Consider the following 12761-nt stretch of genomic DNA (forward strand, 5'->3'; position numbering starts at 1 on the left):
CACTGACGTAGCTGCGTCGTACGGTGTACGGGTCCGTCGGCGCAAGTTCGATCTCACCGCCGCCCTCGGCATCCAGCAATCGGGCGAAAACCGGGGTGGAATCCATGTCGGGGATGGGAAGCCAGTCGACGCTGCCGTCGCGCGCAATCAGAGCGACCGTTCTACCGTCCCCGATCGCGGCATAGTCCCGCAAATCGACATAGCCGTCTGTGCGGGTTCTCGAGGCTGCCATCCGTTGCCCTATCGTGCCACGCTGAGCATCGCATCCGCGGTGCGGAGCGAGAGTGCCATCGTCGCGAGGGCCGGGTTCGCAGACAGCGAGCTCGGGAACACCGAGTTGTCGCAGATCCAGAGATTCGGGATGTCGAAGCTCCGACCGTCGGCATCGACGACCCCGACGTCGGCCGTCTCGCCCAGCCGGCAGGTCCCGAGGGTGTGCGCAGATCGGGGCAAGACGAGGATGTCGTGGCCACCCGCCGCCGAGACGATGTTGGTCATCGTTGTGACCGCGTGAGCCTCGATCGCCTTCTCGTTCTCGCCCGCAGTGAAGGTCACGTGAGCTTTGGGCACGCCGAGTTCGTCGACCTCCTGAGACAGGGTGAGCAGATTCGAGTCGGAGGGCAGGCATTCCCCGTTGATCCCGACGCCGGCCATCTCCGGGTACCGCTCGAGCGCCTTGGTGAGTTCCGAACCCCACAGTGAGCTGCCACGGATCAGCGTCGTCGCGAAGGTCAACGGCATCACTCCGAGGCTCTGCATCAGGTAGCCACCGACGAAGCCGGCGTCGGGTGGGCGCACCATGTCTTCCGAGATGATCGACGACGGATAGCCGCGATAGGAGCGCATCGCCTGGTCGAATCGACCCCAGACCTGCACGCCGCCGTGCGCCATGAAGTTGCGGCCGACCTGGCCGCTGCTGTTGGCGAGCGAGTTGTGCAGCAGCAGCCGCGGGGTCTCGATCCCGCCGGCGCTGAGTACCAACGTCGCGCACCGTTGGCGGCGGTCGACGCCGTCACGCCGATAGATCACGGCCGTGATGGCGCCGGACTCGTCGGTTTCGATGGTGTGCACGGTCGAATCAGCGCGGATCTCGGCCCCTCGCGATACTGCTACCGGGAGGTAACTGGTATCCATCGACACCTTCGCGCCGTTTCGGCAACCCTGATGACAGGCGCCGCAGTTGACGCAGGCTTGCCGGAGCCCCCACCCCTCCTGCTGCCAGTCCTGACTGACCACGGCGGCGGGCGCATCGGTCGCACGAATGCCGAGCGCCTTGCATCCACGCATCATCATCTCGGACGAGGCGTTGCGCGCGACGGGTGGCAGGGCGTAACGCCGACCCGCATCCCAGGGATAGTCGGATGGCCCGGACACGCCGAGGTACTGCTCGACGCGAGCAAGATACGGCTTAAGCTCGGAATGGGCGATCGGCCAGTCGGCACCCTGACCGGTCTCGCTGCGGAGCGACATGTCGCGTGGGTCGGGGCGCGGCGTGAATGCACCCCAGTGGAGCGTCGAGCCGCCGACACCGCGACCGCTGTTATTCGGCCCGAAAGCGGTCGGTGTTTCGCCTCCGCTGAGCCGCTCCTCCATCCAGATGATGTCGACTGCCTCGGTCTCGTCGGGAGTGTGATTGCCGGGCTCGAAGTTCGGGCCGGCCTCAAGCACGACGACCCTCAGCCCGGCCGAGGCCAAGGACGCGGTGAGCGGGGCCCCGCCGGCGCCTGACCCGACCACGACCACATCGACGTCGTCTGCGTGGTCGAACACGCGCATGCCGCTCAGGTTCATTCGGTGCCGCCGTAGTTCGGTTCCCAGGGTTCTCGGCGGCCGACTTCGAGGAGGGCGAACCCCTGCTTGCGGTCGCCGTCGCCGCCGTTGCCAAAGCCGTCGTACATGACCCGGGAGAAAGTCGCCGGGTGTGCCATCCACTGACGAGCCAGATCCACGCGGGCGTCTTCGAACCAGAGCTGCAGCTGCTTCGAGTTCAGCATTGAGCCCTCGGCGGCGAAGCTGCCGTCGATGAGCTGCGCGATCGTCTCGCCCTGCCGCTGCGGGGTGTGACCGCCGAACCCGGCCAGCGCGTCGAGGCCGAGGCGATAGGCGTCCACGTCGGCTGGCAGGGCCGCGTTCCGCCAACCGTCGCCGCCTCCGCGACCGAGCTGCTGGTCCACACGAGCGGCGAGGTCGATCGCGCCGTCGCCCTGAGGGATAAGTTGCTCGGCGATCTCGCGCAGCGTCGCCAGTTGCTCGCCGGACAAAACCGAGGGCTCATATCCAGGGTCATCCGCCAACGCACGTCGGGACAGGATGCCGCGGGTTCGCTCGCTGGTTCGTTCCGACGAGATGACCCGACCGGTGCTCAGCGGAACTTCCGGAGATTTTCCGGCGCGATCATGCCAGAAGGTCCGGATCGCGGCGGCTACCTCTTGAGCGCGCTCGATCGGCAGAAGGTGGGCTGCATTCGCGATCGTCACGAACCGCGCCGCCGGGTAGGTGGCCCCGTTGAGGAGGCGCTGCGCGGATTCACCCAGGTCACCGTCCTCGGCGCCGGACATGATGAGCGCCGGCACCGCCAGGGCCCCGACCTCCGTGGACCAGTCTTCGCGACTGCCCCTCTCCAGCCAGGCGCGCCAGGCCAGCGGATCCGTGCGCCGCACATCCGATACCGCGGTCGTCATGTCCGTCTCGGCAAGAGGGCCGGCCGTGTTGGCCTCGATGAACTCGCGCGCCGATTGCTCGCTCAGGTGGCCGCCGGACGCCCAGCCGATCATCGACTCTCGGCGGTCCTCGGCCATCGGTTCGGGCGTCACGGGAGATGCGGCCAGCAGTGCAACGCCGGCGAGGCCGAAAAGGGGCGCCCGACCAGACAGAGTCCGCGCTGCGATGATCGAGGCGATTTTTCCGCCCATGCTGTGGCCGATGAGTATCCACCGCGCAGCACCACGAGCACGGATCCGGCGAATGACGAACTCGACCGTCTCCTCCACCGAGGCCCCGGCGACCCACGCCGTGTCACCGAACCCGGGCAGATCGATGGCGACCACCTCGATCTCATCAGCCAGGGCATCTCGAAGCTGAGCGAACTCGGCAGAACTCGCGCCCAGAGCGTGAAGGCAGAACGCCACCGGCCGCGCGGACGCCCGAGGGCTGATGCTTGACATGACACCAGCTTGTCGAAATGCTGCCAACACCCCAAGGGCTTGACAAGGACCGCCATTGAACTCCTGACCGGCCAGAAATTCAACCCCCAAACAGGCAGGGGCCTCATGCGTACGATCTTTCATATGGCAAACAACCAGTACACCTTCACAAACCCAGTGACTCTTTACCCCACCGGGCAGCCGCCGGAACAGCATCAGGAGGGCCCCGGTACTGAGCAAGGTCAGTTTCCGAACCCGGACGTAGGAGAGGACAGTTACGAGGGAACGGGTCGCCTGCGGGGCCGCAAAGCACTGATCACCGGCGGCGACTCGGGTATCGGTGCGGCGGTTGCGATCGCTTTCGCCAGGGAGGGTGCGGACGTCGCGATCTCCTACCTGGCGGCGGAGCAGATCGATGCCGATCGCACGATCCGCCTCATCGAAGAAGCAGGGCGCACAGCGGTCGCCCTTCCGGGCGACATCACCGATTCCCTTCATTGCCGCACCATGGTGGCCGAAGCGGTGTCGCAGCTCGGCGGGCTCGACATCCTGGTCAACAACGCCGGAAAACAGCAGTTCACCGAGGATCTTCTCGAGCTGAGCGACGAGCAGTTCGCAGAAACGTTGGATACCAACATCTCGGCCATGTTCTGGATCACGAAAGCCGCGTTGCCCCATCTTGGTGCCGGCTCCACGATCATCAACACATCATCGATTCAGGCGTACAAGCCATCCGGGATCCTGGTGGACTATGCGACTACCAAAGCGGCTATCAACACCTTCTCCAAGGCCCTCTCGCAACAGCTCGCGCCGAAAGGCATTCGGGTCAATGTCGTCGCTCCGGGGCCGATCTGGACTCCTCTCCAGACGGCTGGCGGTCAGCCCGCCAGCGCGCTTCCCACCACGGGCAAAGAAACTGCCCTTGGTCGGTGGGGCCAGCCAGCCGAGCTCGCCCCGGCCTACGTCTTCCTGGCATCCCCCGAGTCGAGTTTCGTTGTCGGTGCGACTCTAAACGTCGACGGCGGAATGCCGAACCCCTAGCCTTCGAGCAGAACTCCCGCCTCTGATGCTTCTCCGTGTCAATCCCACAGCGGCGGAAGCCACCAAGCGTAGGTTTACAGCACGACGAGCGAAGCGACCAACCCCGACGAAGTACACCGAAGGCCCGACGGTGTCTCGAATGCGACAGTCGAGGCGTTCGGGAAACTGTCCGAAGCACTCGAAGTCGTCGAGCATGCGCGGGCTGTTGTATGGCTTCCACCGACCTACCGGTAAAGCGGACCTCGTCCTCGGAGAGGCCGTCGAGCTGATGCGAGCAGCCGGACATACGGATGTCGGTGACCGTTTGAGTGAGATCATCGTCGGGCGCAATGTCATCGATGGGCGCTGGACATTCCAGATAGTCGAGGACTACGACGAGAACCATTACTCCGCATTCGTGGATGAGGAGCGAGCCGCTCGGCAGTCACTTGTCGAAGGGAAGAAGCACCTCTTCGAAGCCGAACTGAAAGAGGACCGTCGAACCCACGGCATGCCGCACCGCTAGGCACGGCCGACCGGCGTTTGAACGAGGCGATCGAGCGCGTCGGGGGCACGTTAGGCCGGAGTCTCCTCACGAAAACCACCGGGAGGCGGGCAAGCGATCGGTCGCCGGACGCAATCTCGCTATTCACTCCGCGTCAAGTGCCTCCAGCGCATGCTCGTGGGGCACCTTGCTTTTATAAACATCGGGCTGGGACTGCGTCATAGATCCCGAGGTAGTGAGCTAGCGCGAGTTCGACCTCTACGAGCTGATCCCGGGGGAGGTAGTCGACGGGATCACCAATGGCGTAGCCCACGTCGATCGAACGGATTTGGTCGACCAGGAGTCGAGTTCGTCTACCAGCGATGTGAAGCTCGGGACGATGAATGGATGGGCCGGCTGAGGTCGAGGTAGGGATTACGGTGACCACAGACAGCGGTGAGTCCGACGGGGATAGGACCAGACCGAACCGTTTGCCGCCCTGCTCGTGGCTCTGCGGCCGACCCAGATCAATCCGGTACACGCCCCCACGGATCACCAGGCTTCAGGTTCCGCGTTGATATCTTCGCCGTTTAGGGCCTCAGCGTCTGCGCGGAACTGAACCAGCCAGCGTTCGTGATCCAGCAGCCGTAGCGCACGGCGTAGCGTGTCTGAGGTTCGCTCGCCGGGAAGCCCAGCCTCGCGCAGAATGCGCTCGTCATCCGGCGTCGGACGGAAACCGATGGATGTTGGCATAGCGTTCATCTTATCGCGCGTCTAACAAATGTCGAACAATTGCGGCCGCGGACGAATATGCAATCGGATCCGTCAGTGCGTCGCTCCGCTGTGATTGTTGCGATATCTGGCGACGTTCTGTGATCGCAATTTTTCGCATCGAACTGGTTGCCCGCGTCGGTCCGAAGCAGGGGCACTGTCTCATATCCCATGGGATTCGAGACACTTTAGTTACGAGACGGTGCCATGCCGCGGATCGCCCGCAAGCGGAACGGCTAGAGCGCTTTCCAATGCGAGGGCCGGCTAAATCCGTCGGGCAGGACCGTCGAGTCATCGCCGCGGGCGCTGTTGACTTGCATCTGGGTTAGGTAGATCGCGCCGTCGAGGTCGGCACCGGCAAGATTCGCGTCTCGCATATCCACGCCGAGAAGATCGCACTGGTTCAGGCGAGCGGACTGAAGATCCGCCCCGATCAGCAGAGAGCCACGAAGTGTCTGGCCGCTGAGGTCAATTTGTGCAAGCTTCGAGCCCATAAGGTCGCTCCCGGGACCGAGGATCCGTCCACCTCGAGTCGTTTGCCCGATGGCATCGCCGATACCGCGAGCGATTCTGCTCGCTTCGATCAGCAGTGGGCGCGCACGATCGAATTCGGCGTCAATATCGACATCCTTGAGCTGATCCGGTGGGAGGTTGCTCAACGCGACGACTCGTTCAAACTGAGATACCAGCGGCGCGCGGTCCGCGTCACCGTCAACGAGAGTGACGGCTTGATCGAGGTACCAGAGGAGTTCGTGAAGCCGACGGACGATAGGAAAGGTGCTGAACATCGCATCACGGGTACCAAGATCGTCTCTCCACGACCGTCCTTCGAATGTATGCCGGGAGATCTTCTGCCCGGCACCGAAACAGTCGAACACCGTGCACCCCTTGAAGCCCCGCGGCCGCAGTTCCGAATGAACGGTGCACGCGTCTTGTCCGTCCAAATTCTCGCAGGGCTCACCGGCGGGCTTGTCGAACGGGAAATCTACCGATTTCGAGAATGCTAGGGCCACACAACAAAGTCCGAAGCAATTGGCACAATCAGCCCCGAGATCCTCTCGGCGCCCAAGCTCGACTCGTGTGCGGTTCCCCATTCGCACAATCGTACTTCGCCACTCCTTGACGACTCAGCGACAACAACGCGATTGCCCCCTGCAGCCGCCCGCGAGCGGGACGTCCTGCGAACTCTCACTGCAGTATCCACTAACCGGGCTGTAATGGTATGCGTTACTGCCGCCGAGGCGTCCACCCCGGTGGCAACATGCCAGTGGTCTTCCCACGTTCAGAATCAACCTCTGCAGACCAGCCTTGAGCTGCCAGCTGGTCGCCGAAGGCACCCCGCGCCAAACGCAGCCCAAGGTCTGGGTGGCTCATATCAGGCGCACCGCCACGACGCGTCGAGGCCCGCACGCTCCAATCTTTGTCAGCAAAACCTCCCCCTCGGAAGACACGATAATCACCGTAGCGGGCCGGATCGAGCAAATCCCAGCACCACTCCCAGACGTTCCCAAGGGTGTCGTGGAGCCCGAAGTCGTTGGCTTGTTTCAGACCAACTTCCTTCGGATTCTCTAGCCCGTCATTCGCTGTCCACCCGATGACGTTGAGAGGCCCATAGTGTGGCCCAACAGTGCCAGCGCGGCACGCATATTCCCACTCAGCCTCGGTTGGCAAACGGTACCCCGACGCACCCGTCCGCCAAATCACTGCGCCTTCATCAAAGGTGTACGTAGGAGTAAGTCCTTCGCTCACTGACGCTGCATTGCAGAACTCGATGGCGTCCCGCCAACTAATATCCACCAGCGGCGACTGGGCACCAGGTCCGCCGCTACCAATCAGCTGCGCCGCCTGAGCGGTAGTGACAGGGACGACCCCAATTTCGAATGGATCCAATTGGACAACCCAGCGGCGATGGCGTCTCGCGTCGTGTAGTTGGACTTGTCCGGCAGGTAGCGGACGAAGGTCGAACATAGACATTTCACAATGCTCCCACGTGGCCGTCCCGCAAGCGGGACCTCCAGTGGGTACTCGGAGGCTGGCGCTTCCGACACTCCCAAATTGTGACGGTACCCGTTTGACTGTCCCGACACTAAGCCCGATGACGGGGCGCCACCCGCACGAGCTCGTCGTCTTACCGTCTCGTAACCCTAGGGATGCAAGACGGCTTACGTCCTCGCCTCTGCGAATTCCACGAAGGCCAGAATCCAACGGCCCGCCGATTCTCATAACTAAGTCTCGTAACCTTGACGCATGGATGTCGGCACTCGCCGTTAGTTATGAGACGACGAACCCCCGACCGCTACTTCAGGATGCGGATCATCTTGCGGTTGACGAACTCCTCGATGCCGAAGCGCCCGAGTTCGCGGCCGAATCCGGAGCGCTTGATGCCGCCAAACGGCAGTTCGGGGCTGTCGAGCCCGACACCGTTGACAAAGACCATGCCGGCCTCGATCTGGTCGGCCACCCGCAGCACCTGCTAGGAGTCGGTCGAGAACAGGTACGAGCCGAGTCCGAACGGGGTGTCATTGGCGAGGCTGACGGCCTCGGCCTCGTTCTCCACGCGGTAGACGGTGGCGACCGGCCCGAAGAACTCCTCGTGGTGGGCATCCATCTCAGGGCTGACGCCGGTGAGCACCACCGAGGGGAAGTAGGTTCCGTTGCGCTCGCCCCGCGCCGCGACAGTGGCGCCCTGGGCGATGGCGCGCTCCACCTGCTCGTCCAGGCGCTCCGCCGCGAGTTCGGATGACAGCGGTCCGAGCACGGTGCCGTCGGCCATCGGATCCGACGGGGTAGCCTCGGTGAGTTTCGCGGTGAAGCGCTCGAGGAAGTCGTCGTAAAGGTCGCCGATCACCACGAATCGTTTTGCCGCGTTGCAGGCTTGACCGTTGTTGTCGATGCGACCCGCGACCGCGGCATCCACCGTCGCATCAAGGTCGTCGGTGCTGAGCAGAATGAAGGGATCGGACCCGCCAAGTTCGAGCACGACCTTCTTGAGGTTGCGGCCGGCGACCTCCGCCACTGCGGCTCCCGCGCGCTCGGAACCGGTGAGCGAGACCCCGACGAGCCGTGGATCGGCGATGAGCCCGGCGATCTGCTCATTCGACGCGTAGATGTTCGTGTAGGCGCCGGCGGGGAACCCGGCGTCGTGGAAAATCTGCTCGATCGCCGCGGCAGACTCCGGGCACTGCCCGGCATGCTTCAGCAGGATCGTGTTGCCGAGCACCAGGTTAGGGCCGGCGAATCGGGCCACCTGGTAGTAGGGAAAGTTCCAGGGCATGATGCCGAGAAGCGGCCCGAGAGACGATCGGCGAATGAAGGCACTCCCGTCCCCGTCGAGCAGCTCGATCTGCTCATCGGCCAGGAACTTCTGCCCGTTCACCGCGTAATACTCGTAGATGGCCGCACTGAAATCCACCTCGCCCAGGGCCTGCGCGAGGGGCTTGCCCATCTCCCGCACGATGATCTCGGCGAGCGCTTCGCGACGTTCGACGTGAAGATCCGCGACCCGCTGAACGAGCGCGGCACGCTCCGTAAGGGTGGTCGTGCGCGACCAGGTGCGGTGAGCGGTATCCGCTGCACCGAGGGCAACGTCCAACTGGGCGTCAGTGGCCAGCGCGAAGGATGATTCCCGGGCACCGGTCGCGGGGTTGATTACAGCGTACTCGCTCATTCTTGCTCCTCGGTAGTGGTGATTGGCTGGCTTCGGCCGGGAGGGGGAGTTGCGTCTTCGCACCACCCGTGTTCCGGCTCGTGCCCCGCATCGGTTCAACGAACTCTGGACACAAATCTACGGGATGGCCGTGCATGGCGCAGCGATCGTCGCCTGGACGTCGCCGCCGGCAACAAGTCCCCTTTCATTATTCAGGAGGTGACGGGAGAGGTGGGGCGGGAGTGGCTGGTGGGGACCACTCCCGCCCCTTCACCCACTCCAGCCACATAACCTCCTGAATAATGAACAGGGTCAGCTGCCGGGCTTCACCTGGAAGATGCCTTTCGAGGGCGGCGGAGACTGCACCGCGCTGGCGTCGGTGACGACCTGGGCGCTCGCGATGAACTCGCGCAGCTCTGCCCCGGCCACAATTTTCGATGGATGCGGCCCTGCGGCCAGGAGCCGCGGCATGCAGTCGAAGGGAAGCTCAGTGGCAGAGCCCACCAGCACCAGGTTGCCGAACCTGCGGCCCTTCAGGATCTGCGTCTCAGCCAGGATCGCGACGTGGCCGATCGCGGCCGAGAGGGTGGCCGCCTGCGAGCGGGCGAACGCCAGCCCCGGGCCATCCGCGACGTTCGCGATGACGATGCCGCGCGCAGAGAGCAACGAGACGGCGCTGCGGTAAAATTCGATGGAGGTGACATGCGCCGGCGTTCTCGCGCCGCTGAACACGTCGACGACGAGCAGGTCCACGGTTCCCCGAAGCCCCGGTGGCAGCTTCTCCATCACCGCGCGGGCATCGCCGTGTCGCACCCGGATCGACGCGGTCTTCGACCACGGCAGCTCGGCGCGCACGAGGTCGACGAGGTCTGATTCGAGCTCGATCACCTGCTGCCGGGAGCCCGGTCGGGTGGCCTCCACGTAGCGGGGGAGTGTGAGGGCTCCGGCGCCGAGGTGCACCGCCGTGATCGGCTCGCCGGGCATCCCGAGCTGGTCAATCACGTGGCCCATGCGCCGCACGTACTCGAAGAACAGCTCGGTCGGGTCGGCGAGATTCACTTGCGACTGCGGGGTGCCGTCAACGGTGAGGGTGTACGCGCCATCGACCCAGCGGTCGGGCGCGATGGTCGCCAGGTAGCCACTCACGGCGAGCACTTTCGACGGGACTTCGGGCACGGTCCGAGGCTACTGTGCTTACATGAGCGAACCGAAGCGCCACGTTCCCCCGCACATGCGTGCACAACTCGATGCCCAGTCATACCTCGGGCCGGCGACCTTCGGCATGAGGCCGCTGCTCACCGAACCCGAGCAGCTTGACGAATGGCAGCCGGATGTCGCCATCGTCGGAGCCCCGTGGGACGACAACACCACGAACCGCCCGGGCGCACGCTTCGCACCGCGCGCGATCCGGGCGAACGCCTACGACCCGGGTACCTACCACCTCGATCTGCAGATCGAGATGTTCGATCATCTCGAGGTGGTCGACTACGGGGACGCCGTTACAAGCCACGGCATGTGGGAGCTGTCGAAGGCTGCCATTTACGAGCGGGTTCGGGATGTCGCGAGCCGAGGGATCATCCCGATCATCATCGGTGGCGACCACTCCATAACCTGGCCGGCAGCCACTGCGGTGGCGGAGCATCACGGCTTCGGCAACGTGACCATGATCCACTTCGATGCGCACGCCGACACCGCCAACATCATTGAGGGCAACCTTGCGAGCCACGGCACCCCGATGCGGCGACTGATCGAGTCCGGGGCGATTCCGGGGCCGAACTTCATCCAGGTCGGGTTGCGTGGGTATTGGCCCGGCGAAGAAGACCAAAAGTGGATGCGCGATAACGGCCTGCGACACTTCATGATGCAGGAGTTCTGGGAACGCGGCACCAAAGCCGTGATGGCCGACGTCGTTGCGGCTGCGAAGGAGAAGGGCCATAAGGTCTACATTTCGATCGACATCGACGTGCTCGACCCCGGTTTCGCGCCGGCCACGGGAACGCCCGAGCCGGGTGGTTTCGCCCCGATCGACCTGCTGCGCATGGTGCGCCAGCTGGTGCTGGAGACCGATGTCGTGGCCTTCGACGTGATGGAGGTCGCGCCGGCCTACGACCATGCCGACCTCACGATCAACAATGCGCACCGCCTCATCTGGGAGGCGCTCGCCGCGATGGCGGTCCGCAAGCGCGACGCCACCGCCTGACGCCATCTGCAACCGGTGTTGAGCTCGCGCCGCGCGCATCCATTGTCCAAATGAAGGAGATTTCTCTTCACCAGAGCCTGCACAGTGTGGGGTGGCCCGTTGTTTCCGGACAGGGCTCTGTGTTTGTTTTCTATGCTGCCACGGGTTGGAGTTCCTGGAGTTTCTCCCGTGGTGTGAGGTAGGCCAGTCCTTGGTGTAGCCGGGCGTTGTTGTAGTGCTCGATGTAGTTGTTCACCTCGGCTGTTGCCGCGTGGCGGCTGGTGAATGTCAGCCAGTCGAGGCGTTCGGACTTCAGCTTCGAGAAGAACGATTCCGCGACGGCGTTATCCCAGCATTCCATCCGGTCTCCCATCGAGCGCAGGATGCCGTGTCTGCCGCAGTAGCGGGCGAAGCGCTTCGACCGGTATTGGACGCCGTGGTCGCTGTGGAAGATGCTCCCCGGGGCGATCAGGCCTGATTGGCGGGCCTGGTTCATGGCCCGCACGATCAAGTCCGCGGTCTGGCGTCTGCTAGTCGCGTGCCCGAGGACGGTGCGGGTGGCCAGGTCGATGACGGTCGCGACATAGAGCCAGCCCTCTGCGGTAGCAACGTAGGTGATGTCGCCGACCATGATCGCTCCCGGGTCCAGGGACTCGAACTGGCGCAACAACAGGTCGGAGGGGTCCTTGACCCGCGCCTGACGACGCTTCGTCCTGCGGAAGTTGCGGCCCGCTGCCAGCGACAGCAGCCCGTGGGCGGACATGATTGCGGCGACCGTTTTGCGGTCCACAGCGGTACCCGTCTTGCGGATACCGGCGGCGACCTTCCGGTAGCCGGCGACGTTGTTCGACGCCGCGAACACCGTGATGACCTGGGCGGTCAGCTCGTCGCGACGACGAGACGCCGCGGTCGGCGTGTGCGCTTGCCAGTCGTAGAACGCCGACCGTGACACCCCAAGCCGGTCACAGAGGTAAGACACGGGGAAGTCGGCCTTCAACCGGGCGATCACAGCGAATCGTTCGCGTCGCGATCGAGTTCCCGGAAGAAGGCCCCCGCTTTTTTCTGGAAGTCCAGATCCCGCCGCAGCCGAGCATTCTCCGCCTCCAGATCCCGGATCCGCGACCGCTGCTCCCGCGTCAACTCGCCCCCAGGATCGACCTCCCGCAGCCGCGCGTTATTCACCCACTGCCAGAGCGTGCGGTGATCGACACCCAACTCCCGCGCCACCGCCGATAACGACTTCTCGCTCTCCGCTACCCGCTTCACCGCCTCAGCCCGAGCCTCCGGGGTCACACCCAAATACCTGCGTTCCACCATGCGCCAATCCAATCAGTTCAGGAGAACTGTCCGGAAACCACGGGTCACCCCACCGCGAAGAAGTGCTGGTGGGTGAAATCTCCTTCATTTGGCCGAGGGGACGAGCGGCAGACGAGCGGCAGACGCCCGAGAGGACCGGCCGCGGACGGGGATGCGGGCGGCCGGTCACCCGCAGCAGCGATAATTGACGGATGCCCACCA

Annotated in this window: 13 protein-coding genes and 1 pseudogene; 3 read left to right on the forward strand and 11 right to left on the reverse strand. The window is 64.2% G+C overall.

Translation table 11 applies throughout. The features are described from left to right. The 3 genes from RMN95_RS02290 to RMN95_RS02300 form a co-directional block, all read right to left on the reverse strand. Positions 1 to 232, reverse strand: a 232-nt coding sequence (locus RMN95_RS02290) for a trehalase-like domain-containing protein (protein ID WP_309615343.1), incomplete at its 3' end; no start/stop codon positions are given. 8 nt (positions 233 to 240) lie between these two features. Further along, on the reverse strand, positions 241 to 1776 hold the full coding sequence (locus tag RMN95_RS02295) for a GMC family oxidoreductase (RefSeq protein ID WP_309615344.1): 1536 nt from the start codon (positions 1774 to 1776) through the stop codon (positions 241 to 243). 11 nt (positions 1777 to 1787) lie between these two features. After that, positions 1788 to 3164 (reverse strand): alpha/beta fold hydrolase, encoded by a 1377-nt coding sequence (locus tag RMN95_RS02300; protein WP_309615345.1) that lies wholly within the window; start codon positions 3162 to 3164, stop codon positions 1788 to 1790. 123 nt (positions 3165 to 3287) lie between these two features. Here RMN95_RS02300 and RMN95_RS02305 point away from each other — a divergent pair, with 123 nt between their 5' ends. Both RMN95_RS02305 and RMN95_RS02310 read left to right on the forward strand, forming a co-directional pair. Continuing rightward, the gene (locus tag RMN95_RS02305) at positions 3288 to 4184 is read left to right on the forward strand and encodes an SDR family oxidoreductase (RefSeq protein ID WP_309615346.1); all 897 of its coding nucleotides are present in this window, start codon (positions 3288 to 3290) and stop codon (positions 4182 to 4184) included. 139 nt (positions 4185 to 4323) lie between these two features. Then, positions 4324 to 4689: a hypothetical protein gene (locus RMN95_RS02310; protein WP_309615347.1), complete on the forward strand. Its 366-nt coding sequence runs from the start codon at positions 4324 to 4326 to the stop codon at positions 4687 to 4689. A 172-nt stretch (positions 4690 to 4861) separates the two neighbouring features. Here the strand turns inward: RMN95_RS02310 and RMN95_RS02315 are convergent, their stop codons facing one another. The 6 genes and pseudogenes from RMN95_RS02315 to RMN95_RS02340 all read right to left on the reverse strand — a co-directional run bounded on the left by RMN95_RS02315 (position 4862) and on the right by RMN95_RS02340 (position 10240). Next, on the reverse strand, positions 4862 to 5203 hold the full coding sequence (locus RMN95_RS02315; RefSeq protein WP_309615348.1) for a type II toxin-antitoxin system PemK/MazF family toxin: 342 nt from the start codon (positions 5201 to 5203) through the stop codon (positions 4862 to 4864). Further along, the gene (locus RMN95_RS02320) at positions 5200 to 5400 is read right to left on the reverse strand and encodes a hypothetical protein (protein WP_309615349.1); all 201 of its coding nucleotides are present in this window, start codon (positions 5398 to 5400) and stop codon (positions 5200 to 5202) included. Before RMN95_RS02320 ends, RMN95_RS02315 begins: the two co-directional genes overlap by 4 nt. A gap of 254 nt (positions 5401 to 5654) precedes the next feature. Continuing rightward, a complete protein-coding gene (locus tag RMN95_RS02325; protein ID WP_309615350.1) occupies positions 5655 to 6206 on the reverse strand; it encodes a pentapeptide repeat-containing protein in 552 nt (183 codons plus the stop codon). 439 nt (positions 6207 to 6645) lie between these two features. After that, positions 6646 to 7392 (reverse strand): SUMF1/EgtB/PvdO family nonheme iron enzyme, encoded by a 747-nt coding sequence (locus RMN95_RS02330; protein WP_309615351.1) that lies wholly within the window; start codon positions 7390 to 7392, stop codon positions 6646 to 6648. Positions 7393 to 7714: 322 nt separating this feature from the next. Further along, positions 7715 to 9085: pseudogene (locus tag RMN95_RS02335) on the reverse strand (NAD-dependent succinate-semialdehyde dehydrogenase). A 291-nt stretch (positions 9086 to 9376) separates the two neighbouring features. Continuing rightward, positions 9377 to 10240: a fused MFS/spermidine synthase gene (locus tag RMN95_RS02340; protein ID WP_309615352.1), complete on the reverse strand. Its 864-nt coding sequence runs from the start codon at positions 10238 to 10240 to the stop codon at positions 9377 to 9379. A 22-nt stretch (positions 10241 to 10262) separates the two neighbouring features. Here RMN95_RS02340 and speB point away from each other — a divergent pair, with 22 nt between their 5' ends. Continuing rightward, positions 10263 to 11264 (forward strand): agmatinase, encoded by a 1002-nt coding sequence (speB, locus tag RMN95_RS02345; protein WP_309615353.1) that lies wholly within the window; start codon positions 10263 to 10265, stop codon positions 11262 to 11264. A gap of 130 nt (positions 11265 to 11394) precedes the next feature. Here the strand turns inward: speB and RMN95_RS02350 are convergent, their stop codons facing one another. After that, positions 11395 to 12252, reverse strand: a complete 858-nt coding sequence (locus RMN95_RS02350) for an IS3 family transposase (RefSeq protein ID WP_309615354.1) — start codon at positions 12250 to 12252, stop codon at positions 11395 to 11397. Next, positions 12249 to 12560: a transposase gene (locus RMN95_RS02355; RefSeq protein WP_309615355.1), complete on the reverse strand. Its 312-nt coding sequence runs from the start codon at positions 12558 to 12560 to the stop codon at positions 12249 to 12251. The genes RMN95_RS02350 and RMN95_RS02355 overlap by 4 nt, the downstream gene beginning before the upstream one ends. Between the last annotated feature and the right edge of the window lie 201 nt (positions 12561 to 12761).

Source organism: Salinibacterium sp. (assembly GCF_031364185.1).
Taxonomy (GTDB): Bacteria; Actinomycetota; Actinomycetes; order Actinomycetales; family Microbacteriaceae; genus Rhodoglobus.